This window comes from Roseococcus sp., assembly GCF_965227005.1.
Classification (GTDB): domain Bacteria; phylum Pseudomonadota; class Alphaproteobacteria; order Acetobacterales; family Acetobacteraceae; genus Roseococcus.
Genome location: NZ_CBDDFJ010000039.1, coordinates 44564 through 67705 on the forward strand (window position 1 = coordinate 44564; position 23142 = coordinate 67705).

Below are 23142 nucleotides of genomic sequence, written 5' to 3' on the forward strand. Positions count from 1 at the left end.
GTCGCTCACGCGAGGAACAGCAGATACGCGATGACGACCATCGCGCCGAAGCCGAGCCAGCCGATGATGGGGATGCCCATGTACTGCGTCGGGATGAGCGAGAAGGCCGAGATGGCGGCCGGTGCCGGGGCATGCGCCACGGGCGCCGCGCCGGGCGTGGCAACCGGGGCAGGGGCCAGGGCGGCCGCGAAGCGGTCGAAGAACTGGTCGGCCATCTGCTTGGCGGTGCTGTCGATCAGCCGCGCGCCGAGCTGGGCCATCTTGCCGCCGACCTGCGCCTTCACGCCGTATTTCAGCAGCGTCTCGGAGGGGCCGACCTCGGTCAGCGAGACATCGGCGCCGCCCTTGGCGAAGCCCATCGCGCCGCCATTGCCCTCGCCGGAAATGGTGTAGCTTTCGGGCGGGTTGAGGTTCTCGAGCTTCACCTTGGCCGAGAACTTGGCCGCCATCGGGCCGATCTTGATGGCCACGCGCGCCGTCAGGTCGGTGTCCGAGACCTTTTCGAGCGCCTCGCAGCCGGGAATCGCGGCCTTCAGGGCCTCGGGATCGTTGAGCGCGTGCCAGACCTGCGCGCGCGTCGCGGCGATGAGCCGTTCACCAGACATTTCCATGGGAGTACTCCGCCAATTGCTTTGTTATTAGGCGTCGGACCGCGCGGCTGCAAACCCCCTGCCTGCGGTTGACGGCGGGGCGGAATTCCGGAAAAGCCTGGAGGATGCTGGCAATGCTCCTCCGGTGCGGCCCGATCGTCGCTCTCCTGGTCGGACTGGCCCTGCCCGCCGAGGCGGCGGAAGCGCTCGACGGGGCGACGATGAGCCTGGCCTGGGGCCTGCCCTTCCTGGGCATCCTGCTCTCCATCGCGTTCATGCCGATCCTCGCGCCGGCTTTCTGGCACCATCATTACGGCAAGGTGGCGGCCTTCTGGGGCGCTGCGATGCTGGTCCCCTTCGCGCTGGCCTTCGGGAGCGGCGCGGCGGCGCGGGCCGTGGCGCATGTCGCCCTGGAGGAATACATCCCCTTCGTGGCGCTGCTGACGGCGCTCTACGCCACGGGCGGCGGCGTGCTGCTGCGCGGCACGCTTAACGGCACCCCGGGGACCAACACGCTGCTGCTGGGCGTCGGCACGCTGCTGGCCAGCGTGATGGGCACGACCGGCGCCTCCATGCTGCTGATCCGCCCGGTGCTGCGCGCCAATGCCCATCGCAGCCGGCGGACGCACACCTTCGTCTTCTTCATCTTCCTGGTGGCCAATATCGGCGGCAGCCTGACGCCCATCGGCGATCCGCCGCTCTATCTCGGTTTCCTCCAGGGCGTGTCCTTCTTCTGGCCGACGACGCACCTTTTCCTCCCCTTCCTGTTCTGCGCTGCGGTGCTGCTGAGCGTCTACTGGCTGCTCGACAGCTTCCATTACGCGCGCGAGGCGCCGCGCGCGGCCGACCCCGCGCCGCGCGAGAAGCTGAGCATCGAGGGGCGGTCCAACATCTTCCTCATCGGCGTGGTGGTCTTCGGCGTGCTCATGCAGGGCGTCTGGCGTCCCGGCGAGATCGAGCTGGCGGGGCTGCCGATCGGCATCGAGCGGGTGGTCGGCGTCGCGCTCTTCGTCCTGGTCACCGTGGTCTCGATGCGCATGACGCCGCGCGCGCTGCGCGAGGAAAACGGCTTCAACTGGGGCGCGATGGCGGAGGTCGCCAAGCTCTTCGCCGCGATCTTCCTCTGCATGGGCCCGCTGCTGGCGATCCTGAAGGCCGGGCCCGAGGGGGCCGCCGCCTCGCTGGTCGCGCTCACCTCCGACGGCGCGGGCGATCCCGTTCCCTGGGTCTATTTCTGGATGACGGGACTGCTGTCGAGCTTCCTGGACAATGCGCCGACCTATCTCGTTTTCTTCAACCTCGCCGGGGGCGATCCCGTCCATCTCATGGGCCCCGAGGCCGCGACCCTGGCCGCGCTTTCGGCCGGCGCGGTCTTCATGGGCGCCAACTCCTATATCGGCAACGCGCCCAACTTCATGGTCAAGGCGATAGTCGAGCAGAGCGGCGCGCGCATGCCCTCCTTCTTCGGATACTGCGCCTGGGCCATGATGGTGCTGATCCCGCTCTTCGTGCTGTGCACCTTCCTCTTCTTCCGCTGACAGGAGTCACTTCCATGCCCTACGTGATCGGCGCCGATCTCCCGACCGCCCCGGCCGGCGAGCGCTTCCGTGCCTTGCTCGACCGCCCCGAGATCCTGCGCATGCCCGGCGCGCATCTCGGCCTTTCGGGCCTGATCGCGAAGAAGCATGGTTTCGAGGCGCTGTATCTGTCGGGCGCGGCGATGTCGGCCACGATGGGCCTGCCCGATCTCGGCATGATCACCATCGAGGACGTGTGCTTCTTCGTCCGCCAGGTGGCGCGCTCCACCGGGCTGCCGCTGCTGGTCGACGGCGACACCGGCTATGGCGAGGCGCTGAACGTCATGCACATGGTCCGCTCCTTCGAGGATGCGGGCGGTGCCGCGGTGCAGCTGGAGGACCAGGTGCTGCCCAAGAAGTGCGGCCATCTGAACGACAAGAAGCTCGCCAGCCTGGACGAGATGTACGCCAAGGTCGCGGCCGCGCGTAAGGCGCGCCGCCACCTCTACATCATCGCCCGCACGGATGCCGTGGCGAGCGAGGGGATGGACGGCGCCGTGGCCCGCGCCAAGGCCTATCTGGAAGCCGGCGCCGACGCGATCTTCCCCGAGGCGCTGACCACGCCCGAGATGTTCCGCGAATTCGCCTCGCGCATGCCGGGCGTGAAGCTGCTCGCCAATATGACCGAGTTCGGCCGCACGCCCTTCCTGACGGCGGAGGAATTCCAGGCGCTCGGCTATGCGATGGTGATCTGGCCGGTGTCGCATCTGCGGGTCGCGGCCAAGGCCTGGGAGCAGCTCTACGGGCAGATCGCGAAGGACGGCGGCGCGCAGAACGCGGTGGACCGGATGCAGACGCGCGCCGAGCTCTACGAGACGATCGGCTACCACAAGTACGAGGAGCTGGATGCCAGCCTCGTGCGGACGGTGGTGCCGGTGGCGATGCCTCAGCGCGGCTGAGGCTGCCCATCCAACGTCTGCGGGATGCCTTCGATGCAGGCGTCGGCCAGCTCGGCCTTCACCTCGGCGAGGGTCTCCTCGCTCTGATTTTCCAGGGCGATCAGCCGGTTGTGCGCGCCCTGGGTCGCCCGGATCAGCTCGTCGAGCTTGAGCTGGATGGCCTGGGTGTCGCGGTTCTGGGCGTTCTGGATCAGGAAGACCATGAGGAAGGTGATCACGGTCGTGCCCGTGTTGATCACCAGCTGCCAGGTGTCGCTATAGGCGAAGAGCGGCCCGGTCACGGCCCAGAGAATCACGACCGCCAGCGCCAGCATGAAGGCCCAGGGACGCCCCGACTGGTAGGAGGCGATCTGGGCTGTTCTTGCGAAGATGCGGCCGGTTTCCATATCGCACAGAAGCGCGGCGCGACGTGGCGGTTGCCGCCTGGGAAATTCTTCATGGAGCCGAATTGCCCGAGCCCCTGCTGATCGGTTCCGAGATCTATCGCGGCTCGACCTATGGGCCGAAGCACCCGCTCGCCATCCCCCGCGTCTCGACCACGCTGGACCTGATCCGCGCCATGGGCTGGCTCGACCCTGCGCGCTATCTCGACAGCCCGATGGCCAGCCCCGGGGAGCTCTGCCGCTTCCACGACCCCGACTACATCGCGGCACTCCATCGCGCCGAGGCCACGCAGACCGTGGCGCCGGAGGATCGCGAGCGCTACCGCATCGGCGCCGACGGCAATCCCGTCTATCGCGAGGTGTTCCGCCGCCCCGCCACCAGCGCCGGCGGGGTGATGCTGGGCGCGCGGGTCACGGCGCGCGACGGCGGGATCATCCATGTGCCCGGCGGGGGCACACATCACGGCCAGCGGGCGCGGGCCAGCGGCTTCTGCTACGTGAACGACGCCGTGCTCGGCCTGCTGACCTGGCTGGATGCGGGGCTCACGCGCATCCTCTACCTCGACATCGACGCGCATCACGGCGACGGGGTGGAAATCGCCTTCGCCGAGGAGCCGCGTGTCACGACGCTGTCCATCCATGAGGCCGGGCGCTGGCCCTTCTCGGGCCAGGCGCATGCCGCACCCCATGCGCTGAACCTGCCCGTGCCCCAGGGCTTCAACGACACGGAGATGCGGGCCTTGCTGGAGGGCGTGGTGCTGCCGCTCATCGCGCGCCTGCGCCCCGAGGCCATCATGCTCCAATGCGGGGCCGACGCGCTGGAGGAGGATCCGCTGGCGAAGCTCTCGCTCTCCAACAACGCGCATGCGGCCTTCGTGGGGGCGGTCTGCCGGGCCGCCCCGCGCTTCCTGCTGCTGGGGGGAGGGGGCTACAATCCCTGGACCGTCGCACGCTGCTGGGCGCGGAACTGGGCGGTCATGAACGGCTTTCCCATCCCCGACCGCCTGCCGCCCGGGGCCGAGGAGGTGCTGCGCCGCCTGACCTTCAACCGCGCCGCCGGGCGCAATCCGCCCGAGCACTGGTTCACCACCCTGGCCGACGCGCCGCGCGAGGGGCCGGTCGGAAAAGCTGTCGCCGATCTCATCTCGCACACCCTGTCTGAAGTCCTGGCAGCTGTGCCATGATCGGCGCATGAAGCGACGTCTCCTCCTCCTCGCCCTCCTCCTCGCGCCCTTGGCCGCGCAAGCGCAGCCCGGCGTCAACCAGCCCCAGCCCAAGCTGCGGACGGAGGACCTCGTCATCGTCGGCCGCGACGGCACGCGCCACGTCTTCCACACGGAGATGGCGCTGGGGCCGAACGAGCAGACGGTCGGCATGATGTTCCGCACCAGCATGGCGCCGGACGATGCAATGCTCTTCGACTGGGGCGCGCCGCGCGAGAGCGCGATGTGGATGCGCAACACGCTCATCCCGCTCGACATGATCTTCATCAGCGCCGATGGCCGCGTCCACCGCATCCATGAGCGCGCGGTGCCGCAGAGCCTGGCCACCATCGACAGCCGTGGCCCGGTGCGCGCCACGCTGGAAGTCCAGGGCGGCACGGCCGAGCGGCTGAACCTGCGCGTGGGCGACCGGGTGATCCACCCCCTCTTCGGGACGAACTAAGCCGCGCTCAGCTGCAGCGGACGGACATCCCGCCATCCACCACCAGCTCCGTGCCCGTGATGAACCGCGCCTCGTCCGAGGCGAGGAACATCACGGCATGGGCCGTGTCGCGCCCGTCGCCCGCCCAGCCCATCGGGATGCGCGAGAGGCGCTGCTTGATCAGGGCATCCACGTCGCCGCCTGAGCGCTGGCCGGCGAGGCGCACCTCCACCATCGGCGTGTGCATCTGGCCCGGGACCACCGTGTTCACGCGGATGCCGCGCGCGGCGTATTGCACCGCGACCACCTTGGAGAACTGGATCACCGCCGCCTTGGAGGCCGCATAGGCCACCTGCGCCGCGCCCGTGAAGCGGATGCCCGAGGTGGAGGCCATGTTCACGATCGCGCCGCCCCCCTGGGCCTCCATGATCGGGATCACATGCTTGCAGGTGAGGAAGACGCTCTTGAGGTTGGTGTCGATCTGCACGTCCCACACCTCCTCGCTCATCTCCACCGGCCCGCCGGCCGCCGAGCCGCCGACATTGTTGAGCAGGATGTCGATGCGCCCGAAGCGCTCCTTCACGCCCTCGACCATCGCGGCCACGCCCACGCTGTCGGTGGCGTCGCAGGTGAGGGGGATGAAGTGGCCGCCGAATTCCGCGATGCGATCCGCGGTCTCCTGCATCGGCGCCAGCTCGCGGTCCGTGCCGATGACGGTCGCGCCCTCGCGCGCGAAGCCCACGGCCGCCGCGCGCCCATTGCCCCAGCCGGGCCCGACGGAGCCCGCGCCGGTGATGAGCACGATCTTGCCGGAAAATCTCGGTCCCATGGTCCACTCCGCCCGATTGTCTTTGTTCTCAGTCGAGCACGATGTTGGCCCTGCGCGCGACGCGCCGCCAGCGCTCGATCTCCGCGATCTGGAAGGCGCGGTATTCGGCCGGCGCATCGGCCACGACGGTGTAGCCGCCCTCGGCCAGCGTCGTGATGTTCGAGGGCTCGCGCAGCACGGATCGGACCTCGGTGCTGATGCGATCGACCAGAGCGGGCGCAAGGCCCACCGGTCCCATCACCGCCTGCCAGGAGGTGATCTCGAAATCAGGCAGTCCCGCCTCGGCCGCCGTCAGCACATCGGGGATCAGGGGGGAGCGCTGGGCATCCGTCACCAGGATGGCGCGCAGCCTGCCCTCGCGCAGCGGCGCGATCACGGTGCCCAGGCCCTGGAACGAGATGGGGATATGGCCCGCGATCAGGTCCATCGTCGCGGCCGCCGCTCCACGCGCGGGCACATGCGTCGCCTGGGTGCCCGTCATCTGCGTGAAGAGCTCCATGGTCAGATGCGGCGAGGAGCCGATGCCGCTCGTCGCGTGAAAAACCTGGCTGGGCCTTTCGCGCATCCAGGCGAGGAGCCCCGGCAGGTCGCGCAAGGGCACCACGGAGGGATTGATGACGAGGACATTGGGCGTCGTCACCGCCAGGGTGATCGGCGCGAAATCGGCGACCGGATCGTAGCCCGGATTGCGGTAGAGCACGGCGTTCAGCGCGAAGGCGCCGATCGCGCCGACCATCAGCGTGTATCCGTCGGGCGCGGCGCGGGCCAGCATGCGCGAGGCCAGCTGCCCATTGGCGCCCGGTCGGTTCTCGACCACGACGGAGACGCCGTGCTTCTCGGCGAGGCGGGTGTTGATGGCGCGCGCCGTGATGTCGGAGGCGCCGGCGGGCGGGAAGGGGACGAGGAGCGTCACGGGCTTGCTGGGCCAGGGCGCCTGCGCGAGCGCGGGTGTGGCGAGCCCCATGGGAAGCGCTGCCATCTGTCGCCGCGTGATCCGCATGCGTTGTCCTTTTCGTTGCCGTCCCTTCGTCAGCGATAGGCTGCTTCTTGCTTCGCGGCAACGGGCCTAGTCTTGCACGCAGAAGAACAAACGGAGCGTCCATGAGCACCGCCACGCATCAGCATTATCTTCCCGTCCGCGAGGACTGGCTGGCCACGAATCAGGAGGAGATCCTGGATCCCGGCCAGCTCATCGTGGACCCGCATCACCACCTGTGGGATCGCGAGGGCTGGCGCTATCTGCTCGACGAGATTCTCGCCGATATCCGCACCGGCCACGACGTGCGCGCGACGGTTCTCGTCCAGGCGCGCGCCATGCATCGCGCCACGGGACCGGAGGCGATGAAGCCTGTCGGCGAGACCGAATTCGCCAATGGTGTGGCCGCGATGTGCGAGAGCGGCATCTATGGCGATGTGCGCGTCTGCGCCGGCATCGTGGGCTTCGCGGACCTGCGCCATGGCGATGCGATCAAGCCGGTGCTGGAGGCGCATATCCGCGCGGGCGGCGACCGCTTCCGCGGCATCCGCCACATCGCCACCTGGGATCGCGATCCCCAGCTGATGAACCCGGCCTATCAGCCCGCCGAGGACATGCTGGACAGCGCGGAGTTCCGCGCGGGCTTCGCGCATCTCGCCCCGCTCGGCCTCTCCTACGACGCCTGGCTCTACTTCCCGCAGATCCCGCGCCTGGTCGCGCTGGCGCGCGCCTTCCCGCAGACGCAGATCGTGCTCGACCATTGCGGCGGCGTGCTCGGCATCGGGCGCTTCGAGGGGCAGCGCGCGGAGGTCTTTGCGGCCTGGTCCAAGGCGATGGCCGAGCTCGCCACCTGCCCGAATGTGATGGTGAAGCTGGGTGGGCTGGGGATGCGCCTGCCCGGCTTCGGGCTGGAGGAGAAGCCGACGGCGCCCTCCTCTCTGACCCTCGCGCAGCACTGGAAACCTTATATGGAGCGCTGCATCGAGCTCTTCGGCGCCAGCCGCTGCATGTTCGAGAGCAATTTCCCCGTCGACAAGGGCGGCTTTGGCTATGCCGCCGGCTGGAATGCCTTCAAGCGTCTGGCCGCCGGGGCGAGCGCCGAGGAGAAGGCGGACCTCTTCTGGCGCTCCGCGACGCGCTTCTACCGGCTGCCCGGCATCGGCTGAAGGCCGAGCCCGGGGCCCTGGGGGACAGCGATGAAGCCGTCCTTCACCGCCAGCGCGTCGCCATAGGGAGGGGCGGCGAGCTCGGCGAAGTAGATCTCGATCGGCTGCTCCTCCTCGCAGGCCGCGAGGTAGTGCAGCGAGGCGAGCAGCCCCGGGGCCGAAATAGGGGCAGTGGGGCACCAGCTCCACGCCCGCCTCCTCGGCCATGGCGGCCACCTCCATCATCGCGGTGAGCCCACCCACCTTCGTGACCGAGGGCTGGACGACATCGACGGCGCGCGCATCGATGAGATGGTGGAAGTCCTGTGGTCCACCGGCGTTCTCGCCCGCCGAGATGCCGCAATTGACTGCCTCGCGCACGGCGGCCGTCGCGGAGAAATCCTCCGGCGGCCAGGTGGGCTCCTCGACCCAGCGGATGTTCATCCCCTCCACCGCGCGGCAGAAGGCGACGGCCTCGCGCACGGTGTTCCAGGCGCAGTTGATGTCGAGCATGAGCGGGATTTCGGCCGGCGCGGCGTCGCGCGCGGCACGGATGCAGGTGAGGTCCACCTCATGGAGCTTGATCTGCCGGTAGCCCTGGGCCACCGCCGCCTTCACGTTGCGCGCGACGTCCTCCGGCACGCCGTAGCGCAGCAGGCTCGCATAGGCGGGCACGCGCTTGCGCGCCGCCGGGCCGAGCAGCGCATGCAGCGGCTTGTCCGCGCGCTGGGCCTTGAGGTCCCACAATGCGATGTCGATGCCAGAAAGCGCGAAGGTCACCGGCCCGTTGCGGCCGAAGTTGTGGAAGCGCCGCGCCAGCGCCGTGCCGAGCCCGCTGATATCCTCGGCATCCTGCCCGATGCAGGCCGGGGCCAGCAGCCGGTCCAGCGCGTCCTTGGTCGTGTCCACGAGATTGAAGCCGAAGCCCTCGCCCCAGCCGTGGCGGCCATCCTCGGTCTCCACGCGCACCAGCAGGGTGTCCATCCCGCGCAGATGCAGGTTCCCGCCCACGCCGGTCTCGCCCGCGCCATAGGTGAAGCCGCTGCGGTGGATATGGCTTTCGATCTTCGTGATCTTCATCTGTTTCCCCTTCCGGCCATACCGCCGCTGGTCGATACTTGCACTCAAGTCCGGCGCGTAGAAGCCGGCGGAGGAACATTCATGAAGCTGCGCGCCACCCTGGCGATCCTGCTCGCCCTGACGACCGGCGCCTCGGCGCAGGAGGCCTATCCGTCACGCCCCGTCCGCCTCGTCGTGCCCTTCGCGCCGGGCGGTCCCAGCGACATCGTGGCGCGCGTGCTGACGCCGCGGCTTTCGGCCGCGCTCGGCCAGCCTGTGGTGGTGGAAAATCGCGCTGGAGGAGGCGGCATCACCGGGCTCGAGGTCGTCGCCCGCGCCGCGCCGGATGGCTACGTCTTCGGCATCGGGAGCGCGGGCGGTCTTGCCATCGCGCCGCGCCTGGGCCGCGGCACCTCCTACGATCCCAATCGCGATTTCTCGCCCATCACGCTGGGCGTCGCGGTTCCCGAACCCATCGTCGTGCCTGCCGCGCTACCCTATCGGACGCTCGCCGAGCTGATCGCCGCGGCCAAGGCCGCGCCCGGACGGCTGAACTTCGGCAGCACCGGCCCCGGCAGCATGCCGCATCTCGCCGCCGAGCAGCTCAGCGCCGCCGCCGGCATCCAGCTCACGCATATTTCCTATCGCAGCGGCGGGCTTCTCGCGACGGCGATCCTGCAGGGCGAGGTGCAGCTCGGCTTCGCGGACCTGCCCGTGCTGCTGCCCAATATCCGCGCGGGCACACTGCGCGCGCTCGCCGTCGGCGCGCCGCAGCGCCTGTCCTGGATCCCCGACGTGCCCACCATGGCCGAGCTCGGCCTGCCCAGCGTGGATGCGAGCAACTGGCACGGCTTCGTCGCGCCCGCGCGCGTGCCGGAAGCCATCATGGTCACGCTGCACCGCGCCGTCGCGGGCGCCTTGCAGGACCCGGAGATCGCGCGCGTCCTGCATGACCAGGGGGCCGTTCCCGGCGGCAATTCGCGCGCGGAATTCGCGGCCTTCCTGCGCTCGGAGAGCGAGAAGTGGGGCGAGGTGATCCGGCGGGGGAATATCCAGGGCGAGTAGGCTTCGGCCTCTTCAGTCCTTCCGCGCGGAAATCAGCATGAACATGGGGCGCTCAAGCTCCTTGCCGAGCACGGGCTCGGCCGCGATCTGCGCGGCGGTGGGCGCCCATTCCTCGAGATGGGCGAGACGGAAGCCGGCCCTCATCATCAGGTTCAACGTCGTGCCGAGCATGCGATGCTGCTTCACCACGCCCTTGGTGAACCAATCCGTGACGCGCTCGCCCTCGCGGCAATAGCCATCGAGCGGCCAGACATTGCCCGCCACCCAACCAGGCCGCGACGGCGCCATGAAGATCGGATGTTCCATCGAGACGACGAGCGATCCACCCGGCGCCAGCGCGCGTGAAACCCGCGCCAGCAATCCACCCAGATCCACCACGTAGTGCAGCGCCAGCGAACTGAAGGCGAGGTCAAAGGCGCCTTCCGGCAGGGCCACATCCTCCAGATCCGCGCGGCGATACTCGATCGCCGGATCCGTGCCCATGGACCGCGCCCGCTCGAGCATCTTCTCCGACAGCTCGATCCCCAGGACGTGCCTTGCGCCCTCTTCGCGCGCATAACGCGAGAACCAGCCGAAGCCGCAGCCCAGATCGAGCACGCGCGCCCTGCGCAGCGGCGGCAGGAGCGCCCGCAGCGAGGGCCATTCCGGCGCGCCGGCCAGGCCCTCCTGCGAACGCCGCAGCTGCGCATAGCCGGCGAAGAACTCGTCGCGGTCGTAGATGTTCTGCGACATCAGTCGACGATGAAGAGCTTCGCGCCGGTCTGCGTCGAGGACCGGTGCGGCGAATCGCCGAAGTCGGAGACCTGGTAGCTCATGCCCGCCTTCAGCGTGCTCTTGCGCCCGTCCTTGAGCTCGGAGACCAGCTCGCCCTCGACGACATAGATGATGTGCCCGCGGTCGCACCAATGGTCGGCCAGATAGCCGGGCCCGTATTCGACCATGCGCACGCGGATGTCGCCGATGTTGAAGGTCTGCCAATAGCCCATGCCGGTCTCGCCGGGATGTTCGGTGCGCGGCACCTGCGACCAGTCGGTGACGGTGAAGGGCAGTTCGGGAATCTTCATCTCGGTCTCGCTTTCGAAGGAAAAGAGCCCCGTTCCGTCAGGCCGGGTTGAAGCCCTTGGCCGCGGGATCGAAGCTCTTCGCCGTGGCAGTATCGAACCAGGCGTTCGCATTGGCCATGCCCTTGGTCCGATCGCCGCCCGGCTTGCCCAGCCCCGGCACATAGAGCTGGTCCATGAAGAGGTGAGGGGCCTCGGGCGCGATGATCCGCAGGTCGTCGCCTGCCGCCGCCGTGCGCCCCGGCCCCGCATGCGCCGCGATGAGGATGCCGGGACGGATATGCACGCTCACGATGATGTCCGCATCCGTCCAGCCATCGGCGATGGGCAGAGCGAGCTGCCGCCGCGCCATCTCGCTGAGCCGGACGCCGGCCGTGCGCGCGCGGTCCAGCAGCAGGCGCATGCGGTCCTCCTCCATCCACCAGGGCGAGTTCAGAAGATTCGGCAGCCCACCCCATTTGAGGTCCTTGCTGCTGGCGATGCGGAACATGCGATTGTCCTGCGCGAGGTTCACGCGCCGCATCGCCACCAGTCCGCCATTGCGATGGAAGAGTCCCTTGGGATTGCGCCGCGCCGCATCGGGATTGGGATCGGGGATCATGCCGGGCTTACCGTCGGGGCCGAGCTGATAGCCCTCGGCCTCCATACGCAACTGGCTGTCGAGGAAATAGGCTTCGTTGACGGCTCGAACCACGCGGTCTCTCCCAGAATATTCCTTCTCATGTAACCGAACTTCGGGCACAAAAAAACCCGGCGGCGGCCCTCCGCAGAGGACCGCCGCCGGGCGTCACGTAAGCGTCAGGCCAGGACGAACATCGGCACGGGAACCGCGCCGTCGCTGTCCTTGAACTTCAACTTCACCTTCTGCCCGACCTTGAGGCTGTCGAGGTCGCATTCGATGATGTTGGTGAGGACGATCGGCCCCTCATCCAGCTTCACATAGGCGACGGAGAAGGGCTCCTTCCCGCGCGCCACGCTGTAGCTGTAGATCTCGCCGGTGCCCTTGGCCTCGACGAACTCGACGTTGTTCGAGAGCGTGAAGGGCGAGACGTGGCGCGGGTAGTGGAAGAGCTTGCCCGTGTCGTTGCACTTGCCGAGCAGGAACTTGCCCGCCTTGTACCCTTCGAGCACGACCTTGTTGTCGGGCGTCTCGCCGGGGCACTGGGGGGTACGGTCGAAGGCTTGCGTCGCCATGGTGATTACTCCCGCTCCAGAATGACGGTGCCGCAGCCATGCCGCGTTCCGAGGCTGCCGCCCTTGCCATTGGCGAGGACGAGATCGTGCACGGGGACCTGCACCTTGGGATGCGCTTCGCCACGCGCCTGGCGCACCGCCTCGATCACCTTGGTCATGCCGCCGCGATTGGCCGGGTGGTTGTTGCACAGCCCGCCGCCATCGGTGTTGAAGGGCAGCTTGCCGACGCCGGAAATGAGCCCGCCATCCATGACGAACTTGCCGCCGTCGCCCTTGGCGCAGAAGCCCAGGTCTTCAAGCTGCAGGATCACCGAGATGGTGAAGCTGTCGTAGATCGAGGCATACTTGATGTCGGAAGGCTTCACGCCGGCCTTGCCGAAGGCCATCGGGCCGGAGAAGGCCGCGGCCGAATAGGTGAGGTCGATGCCGCCGGCATTCTGATGCTTGTAGGCCTCGCCCCAGCCCTTCACGCCCACCTTCGGACGGTTGAGCTGCTTGGCGATCTCGGGCCGCGCGACGATCAGCGCGCCGCCGCCATCGGAGATGACGCAGCAATCGAGGCGGTGCAACGGATCGGCCACCATGGGCGAATTCACCACGTCCTCGACGGTGACGACCTTGGGCAGCATCGCATGCGGGTTGTACTGCGCATGCGTCGACGCCGCGACCTTCACCCAGGCGAGCTGCTCGGACGTCGTGCCGAACTCGTACATGTGGCGCGAGGCGACGTTGGCGTGCATCGTGGCGATGGTACGCGCATAGGGGAGCTCGAAGGGCTCGTCGGGCACGCCCACGCCGGTGCTGCGCACGGCGGTGCCGGTCTGCATGCCCTCGGCGCGCGGACGGCCGGCGAGCGTGATCAGCGCGACATTGCACTTGCCCGCGATGATCGCTTCGACCGCATGTCCGACATGGATGATGTAGGAGGAGCCGCCGCTTTCCGTCGTGTCGTAATGACGGATCTTGCTGAGGCCCATGTAGTCGAGCATGGACAGGCCACCCATGCCCGGGGCGTCGCCCGCGCAGAAATAGCCGTCAATATCGGAGGAGGAGAGGCCGGCATCCTGCAGGGCGCCATAGGCGACTTCCGCATGCAGCTGCGCGGTGGACTTGTCCTCGGCCTTGCGCGTCGGGTGCTCGAAAGCGCCCACGATATAGGCGGGGTTCTTCATGGGCGGGGCAGCCCTTTCCTGGCGATCATCGCATCCTCCCGGGATGAGTGGGCCGCCATCTCATGAGGCGGCAGGGCGCAGCCTCGCCGCGACCGGCCGAACAGTCAACCGCTCGGTCGGGCGGTTGCGGCATCCCGCTGGAAAACCTTGCGAATCAACCGAGGTTCAGCTGCCGGGCCAATCCGCGATACAGCTCGATCTGCGCCGCCACATGCGCCCGCGCGGTGGCGCCGTCGGTCACGCGCGGCACGCTGCCGATGCGCCGTGTGGCGGCGAGCCATTCACGGTCGCGCCCGGTCGCGGCGATCACGCGCGACCAGAATTCCACCATCTCCTCCGTCATCCCCGCCGGGCCGGCGAGCGCGTTCCATCCCGCCATCTGCGACAGCGGCGCGATCCCCGCCTCGGCCGCCGTCGGGACGCCCCGCAATTCGGGCAGGCGCGCCTCGCCCGTGACGACGAGCGCGCGGACCTGGCCGTTGCGGATCGCGCCCATCATGTCGCCGAGATTGTTGCCGCCGAACTGCGCCTGGCCGCTGAGCAGCGCCATCAGCGCCTCGCCGCCGCCGCGGAAGGGCAGGGCCTGCGCGGCGTCGATCGGCAGTCCGGCCGAGGCGAGCATCTGGCGCACGCCCAGATCGAGGATGGTGGCGGGGCCGCTCGTGGCGAAGTTCAGCGTGCCGGGCTCAGCGCGGATGGCGGCCAGCAGCGCCGGCAGGTCCTTATACGGAGAATCCGCGCGCACGCAGATCACATAGGGGTTCTCGTCGAGCAGACCGAGCCAGGTGAAGTCGTCGATCTGATAGGGCGTGCGCGCATCGATGGCGGGCAGGATCGCCGAGGCCGCCACGCGCGCGAGCAGCAATGTCTGTCCGTCGGGCCGGGCACGGGCCACATATTGCGTGCCGATCGCGCCCGAGGCGCCGGCGCGGTTCTCGACCACGATCGCCTGCGGGTCGGGGCCCATATGCTTCATGGCATGCGCGGCGAAGGTGCGGGCCGCGATATCGGCCGCGCCACCCGGCGTGAAGGGCGCGATCAGCGTCACCGATCGGCCCGGCGCCTGGGCCCGGATGGCGCTCGGCCACATTCCCGCCGCAAGCATGGGCATTCTACGGCGCGTGAACATCGCGAACTCCCTATCGAACGATCTATGTACCGCAAGGCATGAACCCTACGCAGGGGTCAGGGTTGCCCTTTGCCTTCACGGCATGCTACCGCGTGTTGCATGTTGACCGAGATTGGCCTGCCCGGGAGGGAAACCCTCCTCCCGACGCCCCGGCACACGCCTCGCATTCCGAGCTTTTTCGGGAAGCGCCGGCATCGTCGCCGCAAGAGCCTTCGCCGACTTCTCGCCCTCGGGGCGCTTGCCGCCTGCCTGATGGGAGCGATGGGTTTTCGCACGCCCTCCGCCGTCGCGGCTGAGCGCAGCTCCGAGACCCGTCCCCACGCCGCCGTGCGCAGCCCGGCCCATGCCGCACCCCGCCCGGCGCAGCCCCGTCGTGTCGCGGCCAGCCGCCCAAGCGGCGGCGCCAACGGCCGGACCCGTCATGCGAGCCGGACGCATGTGCGCTCCCCCGTCTCGCGGATGCAGGCCTCGAACAGCCCCGCCGCGCCGCGGATGCGCGATGCGCCCGAGGAACTGATCCCCGTCATCGGCCCCGAGATGCGCGCGAATATGCCCGGTGCGGACTCCCCGCGCGCGGCCTGCCTGATGGCGACACGCCGCGCCGAGGAGGTTCATGGCCTGCCGCGCGGCCTGCTCACCGCGATCGCCCTGGCCGAGAGCGGCCTGCATGCCTATGCCCTGTCCATCGGCGGCCGCGCCCATTTCCCCGACACCGAGGAAAAGGCACGGGCGCTTTATTCCGGTGCGCCGGCGAGCCGGAGCGTCATGGCCGGCTGCGTGCAGGTGAATGCCCGCGTGCATGCCCGCAACTCCTTCTGGCCGCTCGACCCCATCCGTTCGGCCGATTGGGCCGGGGCGATCATGGCGCGCTGGGCGTCGGAGACCGGCAGCTGGTCGGAGGCGCTGCGGCGCTGGCATGGCGGCAGCCCGGCTTCCACCCAGCGTCTCGTCTGCCGCGTGCGGGCGAAGATGGAAGTGACCAATCCGAGCAGCACGCTGTTCGACAGCTATTCCTGCAACGACGCGATGGCCGAGCGCACGCGCCGCAACGGCGCCGCCCATCTCGCCACGGCCGAGTCACGGCTGACCATGGCCCATCGCCAATAGGACGGCTCAGGCCGGCCGGGTCGCCATGCCGAAGGTGAGCTGGTTTCCGTCCGGATCGATCACGTTGAAGTCGCGCATGCCGTAGGGGTAGTCCTGCGGCGGTTTCGGCGCCCGCGCGCCGCTGGCCTTCACCTCCGAATAGAGCGCGTCCACGTCCTGCACGAAGACCGCGACCGCCCCCTGGCCGGCCGTGCGTCCGGTCCTGCTGGCCGCGACGATGTGCAGTTCCACCTCGTCGCGGCACAGCCCCGCATAGAAGACCGGCTCGCCGTATTCGAAGGCGATGTCGAAGCCGAGCGCATAGCGGTAGTGGTGGAGGCTGGCGGCGATATCCGCGACCACGAAGACCGTCGCGGCGCCGGTCAGCATCATTCCTTCACCGCGCCCGTCAGGCTGCTGACGTAATAGTCGACGAAGAACGAATAGAAGATCGCGACCGGCAGCGAGCCCATCAGTGAGCCCGCCATCAGCGCACCCCACTGATAGACGTCGCCGGTTACCAGCTCGGTCAGGATCGCGACGGGAACGGTCTTGTTCTCGCTGCTCTGGATGAAGGCCAGCGCATAGATGAACTCGTTCCAGCTCAGGGTGAAGGAGAAGATGCCCGCGCTGATCAGCCCCGGCACGGCAAGCGGCAGGGTGATCCGGCGCAGGATCTGCAGGCGCGTCGCGCCGTCGATCAGCGCGCATTCCTCCAGCTCATAGGGGATGGATTTGAAATAGCCGATCAGCAGCCAGGTGCAGAAGGGCACGAGGAAGGTCGGGTAAACGAGCACCAGCGCGAAGGGGCTGTCGAACAGGCCGAGCTGCACCACGATCGTCGCGAGCGGGATGAAGAGGATCGAGGGGGGCACGAGATAGGCGAGGTAGATCGCCAGGCCCACATACTGGCTGCCGCGGAAGCGCAGCCGCTGGATCGCATAGGCGGCCAGCGTGCTCGAGAAGAGCGAGATCACCGTCGCGCCGATCGAGACGAGCATCGTCGTCATCAGCCAGTGCGGATAGGCCGTCTCGAAGAGCAGCTTGCGGATGTGCTGCAGCGTCGGCGAAGTGATCCAGAAGGGATTGTGCGTGCCGAAGTCATAGAGCTCGGCGTCCGGTTTGAAGGCGGTGATCGTCATCCAATAGAAGGGGAAGAGCAGGATCAGCAGGAAGCAGGCGAGCGGCAGCCAGAGCGTGACCATGCGCCGCGCGCGGCTGTCCCAATGCATCGTCTCGGGCGCGGCCGTGGAAGCATTGCTCATGGCTTGGTCCTCGCGAAGGGGCTGGTTGTGCGGGCTGGGAGCGGATGCGAGAGGCTCTGCCCCTTGCGCTTCCCGCCAAGGGCCATTGAGCCCTTGGAACCCGTGAGTTTATGGGAATGGGGGAGAGGGGCTGGGAGCGAGCAGCGAGCCAGAGGTTGCGCCATGCCCCTCTTCCCCCCCCCCATCAATCGGTTTCCAAAGGCCTTTCGGCCTTTGGTGGGGGGGGGCGGGGGGCAAAGCCCCCGGTGTCTATTCCAGCCCGTGCAACCCGCCCATGCGAGGCCCAATCCATCAGTCATTGCCTTCTCCCTGCTGCCACTTGCGGCGGGCGAGGGCGAAGTAGCTGAACAGCGTCGCGAAGATCAGGAAGGGGATCATCGACACGGCGATGGCCGCGCCTTCACCCAGTTGTCCGCCCGGGATGCCGCGCTGGAAGGCGAGGGTGGCGAGCAGGTGGGTGGAATTCACCGGCCCGCCGCGGGTGATGGCGTAGACGAGCTGGAAGTCGGTGAAGGTGAAGATGATCGAGAAGGTCATCACGATGGCCAGGATAGGCAGCAGCATCGGGAAGGTGATGTGGCGGAAGCGCTGCCAGGGCGTGGCGCCGTCCAGTAGCGCGGCCTCGTAGAGCGAGGGCGAGATGGTCTGCAGGCCGGCCAGCAGCGAGATGGCGACGAAGGGGATGCCGCGCCAGATATTGGCCGCGATGAGCGAGAAACGCGCCGGCCATTCGCTGCCGAGGAAGTTGATGTTCGTCTCGCGCCAGCCCAGCACCTGCACGAAGACGTAGCTGATGATGGAGAATTGGGGATCGTAGATCCACCAGAAGGCGATGGCGGAAAGCACCGTCGGCACGATCCAGGGCAGCAGGATGATGGCCCGCAGCAGCGACTTGAAGGGCATGTGCTGGTTGAGCAGCAGTGCGAGCCAGAGCCCGAGCCCGAATTTCCCGATGGTCGCGATGGTCGTGTAGAACACGCTGAAGAAGACCGCGTTCCAGAAGATCGGATCGGTGAAGAGGAACTCGAAGTTCTCAAGCCCGACGTAATAGCCGCTTCGCCCGATCGTCGTATCGGTGAAGGCCAGGTAGATGCCGAGTCCCAACGGATAGGTCAGGAAGACGCCGAGCAGCCCGAGGGCGGGAAACAGGCAGGCGATGATGAGCACCGCCTTGTTGTCCATGACGCGCACGAGCCAGCCAGGCTCGCGACGCGTCTTGGACCAATGCAATGGGGTGGTGGCGTCCATGACGGCGCTCCGCGGAGGCGTTGGCCGCGCGGCACGACGCCGCGCGGGTAAGTGAGGATCGCAGCGCCAGGCGCTGACGGAGAACTAGCGCCGGCGGAAGAACCGCGCCGCGCGGCGTTCGGCTTCGCGCGCCGCCGCTTCCGGTGTGGCCTGGCCGGAGGCGACGGAGGCGCACATCTGCACCATGACGTAATCCGCATTCGCGGCCGCCGAGCCCTCGGTGATCGGGCCCGCGTAGCCGTTCCAGAAGCCGCTATCCATCGTGTCGCGGAAGATCGAGACCTTCGGATCGCTGCTCCACACGGCGCTCTGGCCATAGGCGTTGAGCGGCTGCGCCCAGTAGCCGAGGTTGGCCTGCAGCCAAGGATCGTACTGCTCCGTCTCCAGCAGGAACTGCAGCAGCGCCTTGGCGGCGTTCGGATAGCGGCTGTGCTTGAACACCATGGCGTTGAGCGTGAGCCCCGCCATGGGCGAGGTGGTGGCGAGCCCCTTCGGCAGCAGCGTGTGCTCGGTGTCGGCCGCGATGGGCGCGGTCGCCGGGTCGTTCTTCAGCGAGAAGTAGAGCGACACGCCGTTCGCCGTGAGGAAGAGCTCGTTCGACGCATAGGCGCGGTTGTTGCTGATGTCGTTCCAGGCGATCGTACCGGGGATGAAGGTCGGATAGAGCTCCTTCAGGTAGTTCAGCGCGGCGATGGTCTCGCGGCTGTTGATTCCCGGTGTGCCGTCCTCGTTCACGAGCTTGCCGCCGAAGGACCAGATCAGCCAGTTGGCGAAGCCGTTGCCGTCGCCCACCGCATTGCCGAGCGCGAAACCCGCGGGCTTGTTGGCGCGCTTCAGCGCCTGGCAGAGGCGCAGGTAATTGGCGTGGTCCTCCGGCGGCGCCTGGAAACCGACCTCATTCAGCGCGGATTTGCGCCAGACGAGCGGGCCGCCCGAAGCGCCGAAGGGCAGGCCGATCCAGTTGTTGGTGCCGTGCCGCTTGCCGTAGCGCTGGGCGAGGGTCTTCCAGCCGCCATACTTGGTGCCGAGATATTCGGCGACGTCGGTCAGCTCGACCAGCTTGTCGGCGTAGACGTGTGGGGCATCGCCGAAGCCGATGATGAGATCGGGGCCGGCGCCGGTATTGCCGGTGACGGCGGTCTGCTGGTTGATGTCCTCCCAGCCCACGAAGTCCACGCGCACCTGCACGCCGGTCTGCTGCGTGAAGCGCGCGCAATTGGCGCGGAACACCTCTTCGTCGGGCTGCACGAACCGGACGGGGCGCAGCATGCGCAAGGTGGCGCCGCTCTCGATAGGCAGCCGGGGCGGCGTGGCGGGCTGGGTCGGGATATTGCTTTGCGCGGCGGCGGTGCCGGCGAGCATCGTTCCTGCGCCGATGCCGGCGAGATCGCGTCGCTTGATGAGGTAAGCCATTTTTTTGTTTTCCTCCCTGTGTTCAGTCCGGGCCGTCTTACATGCGTTCGCCCGTGGCCTTGTCGAAGAGATGCGCGCTCGCGGAAGCGGGCAGCACCGGCATGGTGTCACCCGGCTTGGCCGAGATGCGTTCGCGGAAGACGCCGTTCACGGCGGTATCGCCGATGCGCATCATCACCTGCGTCTCGCTGCCCATGGGCTCGACCAGGGTCACGCGCGCGGGCATGCCGTCGCCGGCGAGGCGGAAATGCTCCGGCCGGATGCCGTAGATGGCCGGGCCGGGCCGCGCTTCCTGGATGGGCGGCAGCGGCCAGCTCGTGCCATCGGGCGTGAGGAAGGCACCGTTCTCGATGCGTCCGTCGAGCAGGTTCATCGCGGGGCTGCCGATGAAGCCGGCCACGAAGACGTTCGCGGGCCTGTCATAGAGCTCCAGCGGGGGGCCGGCCTGGCGGATATGGCCGTACTCCATCACCACGATCTTGTCGGCCATGGTCATGGCCTCGATCTGGTCATGCGTCACGTAGACGGTGGTGACGCGCAGGCGCTGGTGCAGCTCCTTGATCTCGGAGCGCATCTGCACGCGCAGCTTCGCATCGAGGTTGGAGAGCGGCTCGTCGAAGAGGAAGACCTGCGGGTCGCGCACGATGGCGCGCCCCATGGCGACGCGCTGGCGCTGCCCGCCGGAAAGCTGCCGCGGATAGCGATCCAGCAGCTGCTCCAGCCCAAGGATGCGCGCGGCGCGCTGCACCTCGGTCTGCATCACGTCCTTCGACGCCTTGGCCAGCTTCATGGAGAAGGCCATGTTGTCGAAGACCGTCATGTGCGGATAGAGCGCGTAGTTCTGGAAGACCATCGCGATATCGCGATCCTTCGGCGGCACGGTGTTGACCACCCGCCCGCCGATGGAGATCTCGCCGCCCGTGATATTTTCAAGGCCGGCAAGCATGCGCAGCAAGGTGGACTTGCCGCAGCCAGAGGGACCGACGAGGACGACGAATTCGCCGTCCTCGATGTCGACGGAGACGCCGTGCAGCACGGTCGTGCTGCCGAAGGACTTCCGGACCTGGTTGATGCCGACCGTTGCCATCAGAGCCTCGACACCTGCGTCTCTCTTGGAGGTGATGAACTCCAGGAGAACGGGGATACCTTCCTTGGTCTTGGCAATGCCGCGCTGGATGGCGGGGATGATGTCCTCCACCTTCTCCACACGCTCGCCATAGCCGCCGAAGGCACGGGCCATGGCGGCATAGTCGCCGCTGATATCGGTGCTGCGGAACTTCTCCGTGCTGATCGGCATGACCTTGAGCTCGATCGCCATGGAGAAGTTGTTCAGCAGGATCGACATGATGGGGGAATGCGCTCGCGCACCGCCGTCTCGAAGTCCATGCCGGTGAAGCCGATGGCCGCATCGCCCCAGGACGTTGATGCAGAGCTTGTCCGGCGCGGCGAGCTTGGCGCCCATCGCGAGGCCGAGCCCGTAGCCGAGCTGCGTGGTCTTGCCCCAGCCCAGGTAGGAGAGGGGCGTGCGCGCCACCCAGAAGGGCGAGAGCTGATCGCGCGGCGAGCCGGCGTCATGCGTGATGATCGTGTTGTCGACATCCACCGTGCGCCACAGGTCGCGCAGCACGCGATAGGGGTTGAGCGGCGAGTCATTGCAGTCGCGCTTGGGCGCCCATTCGGCGAGCCAGCTCGCGCGGATCGTCTCGATCTCGTCCTGCACGGGCTTGTGCGGACGCGCCTCCTTGATCATGCCCTTCAGCTCGGCGAGCAGGGCGTCCAGCACCAGCGCGGCATCGCCGACGAGGCCGATGTCGCAATGCTGGTCCTTCTCCAGGTGATCCGGATCCAGCGTGGAATGGATGATCTTGGGGCCTTTCGGCATCTTCACGCCGAAATTGGTCTCGGTGAAGGAGCAGCCGATGCCGAAGATCACGTCCGCATTGTCGAGGAAGTGCCGCACCGGCTTGGGGATAGCGAGACCGCCCGAGCCCAGTGCCAGCGGATGGTCCTCGGGGAAGGAGGACTTGCCGCCGAGGCTCGACGTCACCGCCGCGGCGAGCAGTTCCGCGAGCTCCTTCAGCTGCGGCCAGGCCTTGGCCCAATGCACGCCCGTGCCCGCATAGATCACCGGACGACGCGCCTTGGCGAGCATCTCGGCAGCGCGCTTCACGTCGATCGGGTCGGGTCCCGAGCGCGTGACGACGACGGGGGTGTAGCTCCAGTCGGCGGGCATCTCCTCGTTGAACATATCCGTCGGAATCTCGACGATCACCGGGCCGCCGCGGCCGTTGCGCAGCCGCGCGAAGGCGCGCCGCATGATGTTGGGCACCTCCGCCGCGCTCATGATCGGCTCGGCGGATTTTGGTGATGCCGCGCATCTGCACGGAGCTGTTGTAGTTCGGCGGCACATGCGCGATGCGGCGCGGATAGCCCATCGGAAGCACCAGCACCGGGATGCTCTCGCCGAAGCACTGCGCGACGCCGCCATAGGCGTTCTCGGCGCCCGGGCCGTGCTGCATGCAGAAGGCGCCGAGTTGCTTCGCGCTCGTCACGCGGCTGATGGCATCCGCCATGTGCAGACCGATGCGCTCCTGGCGCACCATGACCGGGCGAATATCGATCGCCGCGCAATTCTCGATCAGATGGTTAACCGGATAGCCGGTGAGGACTTCGATCCCCTCCAGCTTCATGATTTTCGCAATGGCGTCGCCAACTTTCATGGCCCGCTCTCTACTCCCGAAGATATTTTCTTGCCCGGAGGCTAGCCTCCGCTTTGCTCGGCCCGCAAGCGTGGCAAAGTATTTTCTCCAAACAGCTTAGGACGTTCCATGGTCGAACCGCTTTCCCCCGAAAGTTTCGCCACGCTTCTCGCGCAAACCGGCGTGATGCTGCCGCCCGCCGAGGCGGAGGATCTGCGCCAAGCGCACGCCAAGCTCATGGAGATGCTCGCGATGTTGCGCGACCCGCCGATGCCGCTCGCGGCCGAGCCGGCCTTCACCTTCGCCGCGCGAGACGGCGCATGATCCCGACCATCGCGGAGGCCGCATCCCTTATCGCGGCTAAGAAGGTCTCGCCCGTCGAGCTGACGCGCGACTGCCTCGCCCGAATCGCCGCCCGCAACGGCGAGCTCGGCGCCTTCATCCTCGTCACCGAGGAGCGCGCGCTGGCCGATGCCCGGGCCGCCGAGGCGCGGCAGATGGCGGGAACGCTGAAAGGGAAGCTCGATGGCATCCCCATCGGTCACAAGGACATCTACACGACGGCCGGCATCGCCACGACCGGCCATTCCGCGCAGATGCAGGGCCATATGCCCGAGACCGACGCCTTCACGGTCACGAAATGGCGCGAGGCCGGCGTCGTGATGCTGGGCAAGCTCGCCACGCATGAATTCGCCTTTGGCGGGCCCA

Annotated in this window: 24 protein-coding genes and 2 pseudogenes; 9 read left to right on the top strand and 17 right to left on the bottom strand. The window is 67.8% G+C overall.

Annotated elements, in window-relative coordinates; genetic code table 11:
- Positions 1–5: 5 nt before the first annotated feature.
- Positions 6–611, bottom strand: coding sequence for an SRPBCC family protein (locus ACO057_RS22625; protein ID WP_421995774.1), 606 nt, complete (start codon positions 609–611; stop codon positions 6–8).
- Between the two features lie 113 nt (positions 612–724).
- Here ACO057_RS22625 and ACO057_RS22630 point away from each other — a divergent pair, with 113 nt between their 5' ends.
- Together ACO057_RS22630 and prpB are read left to right on the top strand one after the other, a co-directional pair.
- The gene (locus ACO057_RS22630; RefSeq protein ID WP_421995776.1) at positions 725–2128 is read left to right on the top strand and encodes a sodium:proton antiporter; all 1404 of its coding nucleotides are present in this window, start codon (positions 725–727) and stop codon (positions 2126–2128) included.
- Positions 2129–2142: 14 nt separating this feature from the next.
- On the top strand, positions 2143–3066 hold the full coding sequence (gene prpB / locus ACO057_RS22635; RefSeq protein WP_421995778.1) for a methylisocitrate lyase: 924 nt from the start codon (positions 2143–2145) through the stop codon (positions 3064–3066).
- Here the strand turns inward: prpB and ACO057_RS22640 are convergent.
- Positions 3054–3452, bottom strand: a complete 399-nt coding sequence (locus tag ACO057_RS22640; RefSeq protein WP_421995780.1) for a low affinity iron permease family protein — start codon at positions 3450–3452, stop codon at positions 3054–3056. The two genes, prpB and ACO057_RS22640, sit on opposite strands and share 13 nt — an antisense overlap.
- 62 nt (positions 3453–3514) lie before the next feature.
- Between ACO057_RS22640 and ACO057_RS22645 the strand changes: the two genes are divergently transcribed.
- A complete protein-coding gene (locus ACO057_RS22645; protein ID WP_421995782.1) occupies positions 3515–4633 on the top strand; it encodes an acetoin utilization protein AcuC in 1119 nt (372 codons plus the stop codon).
- Between the two features lie 7 nt (positions 4634–4640).
- On the top strand, positions 4641–5114 hold the full coding sequence (locus tag ACO057_RS22650; RefSeq protein ID WP_421995784.1) for a DUF192 domain-containing protein: 474 nt from the start codon (positions 4641–4643) through the stop codon (positions 5112–5114).
- A gap of 7 nt (positions 5115–5121) precedes the next feature.
- Here ACO057_RS22650 and ACO057_RS22655 read toward each other — a convergent pair whose 3' ends face one another.
- Both ACO057_RS22655 and ACO057_RS22660 read right to left on the bottom strand, forming a co-directional pair.
- On the bottom strand, positions 5122–5922 hold the full coding sequence (locus ACO057_RS22655) for an SDR family NAD(P)-dependent oxidoreductase (RefSeq protein ID WP_421995786.1): 801 nt from the start codon (positions 5920–5922) through the stop codon (positions 5122–5124).
- 28 nt (positions 5923–5950) lie between these two features.
- Positions 5951–6901 carry a Bug family tripartite tricarboxylate transporter substrate binding protein gene (locus ACO057_RS22660; RefSeq protein ID WP_421995788.1) on the bottom strand — a complete coding sequence of 317 codons (951 nt, stop codon included), beginning with the start codon at positions 6899–6901 and terminating at the stop codon, positions 5951–5953.
- Positions 6902–7023: 122 nt separating this feature from the next.
- On the opposite strand from ACO057_RS22660, the gene ACO057_RS22665 reads away from it, so the two are divergent.
- Positions 7024–8064, top strand: coding sequence for an amidohydrolase family protein (locus ACO057_RS22665; protein WP_421995790.1), 1041 nt, complete (start codon positions 7024–7026; stop codon positions 8062–8064).
- Here the strand turns inward: ACO057_RS22665 and ACO057_RS22670 are convergent.
- Positions 8040–9123, bottom strand: a pseudogene (locus ACO057_RS22670) (mandelate racemase/muconate lactonizing enzyme family protein). The gene ACO057_RS22665 and the pseudogene ACO057_RS22670 overlap by 25 nt on opposite strands.
- 81 nt (positions 9124–9204) lie before the next feature.
- Between ACO057_RS22670 and ACO057_RS22675 the strand changes: the two are divergent.
- Positions 9205–10167, top strand: coding sequence for a Bug family tripartite tricarboxylate transporter substrate binding protein (locus ACO057_RS22675; RefSeq protein ID WP_421995792.1), 963 nt, complete (start codon positions 9205–9207; stop codon positions 10165–10167).
- A 12-nt stretch (positions 10168–10179) separates the two neighbouring features.
- On the opposite strand, the gene ACO057_RS22680 is transcribed toward ACO057_RS22675, so the two are convergent.
- From ACO057_RS22680 to ACO057_RS22705, 6 genes are all read right to left on the bottom strand, one after another.
- Positions 10180–10899 carry a class I SAM-dependent methyltransferase gene (locus ACO057_RS22680; protein ID WP_421995794.1) on the bottom strand — a complete coding sequence of 240 codons (720 nt, stop codon included), beginning with the start codon at positions 10897–10899 and terminating at the stop codon, positions 10180–10182.
- Complete coding sequence (locus ACO057_RS22685; RefSeq protein WP_421995796.1) at positions 10899–11231, bottom strand: DHCW motif cupin fold protein; 333 nt, start codon at positions 11229–11231, stop codon at positions 10899–10901. Before ACO057_RS22685 ends, ACO057_RS22680 begins: the two co-directional genes overlap by 1 nt.
- 37 nt (positions 11232–11268) lie before the next feature.
- Positions 11269–11922, bottom strand: coding sequence for a hypothetical protein (locus ACO057_RS22690; RefSeq protein WP_421995798.1), 654 nt, complete (start codon positions 11920–11922; stop codon positions 11269–11271).
- Between the two features lie 104 nt (positions 11923–12026).
- Positions 12027–12422, bottom strand: a complete 396-nt coding sequence (locus tag ACO057_RS22695; protein ID WP_421995800.1) for a Zn-ribbon domain-containing OB-fold protein — start codon at positions 12420–12422, stop codon at positions 12027–12029.
- Positions 12423–12427: 5 nt separating this feature from the next.
- On the bottom strand, positions 12428–13594 hold the full coding sequence (locus tag ACO057_RS22700; protein ID WP_421995802.1) for a thiolase domain-containing protein: 1167 nt from the start codon (positions 13592–13594) through the stop codon (positions 12428–12430).
- 154 nt (positions 13595–13748) lie between these two features.
- The gene (locus ACO057_RS22705; RefSeq protein ID WP_421995804.1) at positions 13749–14705 is read right to left on the bottom strand and encodes a Bug family tripartite tricarboxylate transporter substrate binding protein; all 957 of its coding nucleotides are present in this window, start codon (positions 14703–14705) and stop codon (positions 13749–13751) included.
- Between the two features lie 279 nt (positions 14706–14984).
- On the opposite strand from ACO057_RS22705, the gene ACO057_RS22710 reads away from it, so the two are divergent.
- Positions 14985–15830, top strand: a complete 846-nt coding sequence (locus ACO057_RS22710) for a hypothetical protein (RefSeq protein WP_421995806.1) — start codon at positions 14985–14987, stop codon at positions 15828–15830.
- A gap of 6 nt (positions 15831–15836) precedes the next feature.
- Here the strand turns inward: ACO057_RS22710 and ACO057_RS22715 are convergent, their stop codons facing one another.
- The 6 genes and pseudogenes from ACO057_RS22715 to ACO057_RS22740 all read right to left on the bottom strand — a co-directional run.
- Complete coding sequence (locus ACO057_RS22715; protein ID WP_421995808.1) at positions 15837–16199, bottom strand: bleomycin resistance protein; 363 nt, start codon at positions 16197–16199, stop codon at positions 15837–15839.
- Positions 16199–17074, bottom strand: a complete 876-nt coding sequence (locus tag ACO057_RS22720) for a carbohydrate ABC transporter permease (RefSeq protein ID WP_421995810.1) — start codon at positions 17072–17074, stop codon at positions 16199–16201. Before ACO057_RS22720 ends, ACO057_RS22715 begins: the two co-directional genes overlap by 1 nt.
- Before the next feature lie 291 nt (positions 17075–17365).
- Positions 17366–18322, bottom strand: a complete 957-nt coding sequence (locus ACO057_RS22725; protein ID WP_421995812.1) for a carbohydrate ABC transporter permease — start codon at positions 18320–18322, stop codon at positions 17366–17368.
- An 84-nt stretch (positions 18323–18406) separates the two neighbouring features.
- Positions 18407–19735: an ABC transporter substrate-binding protein gene (locus ACO057_RS22730; protein ID WP_421995814.1), complete on the bottom strand. Its 1329-nt coding sequence runs from the start codon at positions 19733–19735 to the stop codon at positions 18407–18409.
- A 37-nt stretch (positions 19736–19772) separates the two neighbouring features.
- Positions 19773–22079: a sn-glycerol-3-phosphate ABC transporter ATP-binding protein UgpC gene (gene ugpC / locus ACO057_RS22735; RefSeq protein WP_421995816.1), complete on the bottom strand. Its 2307-nt coding sequence runs from the start codon at positions 22077–22079 to the stop codon at positions 19773–19775.
- Positions 22080–22203: 124 nt separating this feature from the next.
- A pseudogene (locus ACO057_RS22740) lies at positions 22204–22455 on the bottom strand (thiamine pyrophosphate-binding protein); the annotation flags it as partial.
- A 108-nt stretch (positions 22456–22563) separates the two neighbouring features.
- Between ACO057_RS22740 and ACO057_RS22745 the strand changes: the two are divergent.
- Both ACO057_RS22745 and ACO057_RS22750 read left to right on the top strand, forming a co-directional pair.
- On the top strand, positions 22564–22758 hold the full coding sequence (locus ACO057_RS22745; RefSeq protein ID WP_421995818.1) for a hypothetical protein: 195 nt from the start codon (positions 22564–22566) through the stop codon (positions 22756–22758).
- The coding region (locus tag ACO057_RS22750) for an amidase family protein (protein WP_421995820.1) at positions 22755–23142 on the top strand (388 nt) is incomplete at its 3' end. The genes ACO057_RS22745 and ACO057_RS22750, both read left to right, overlap by 4 nt.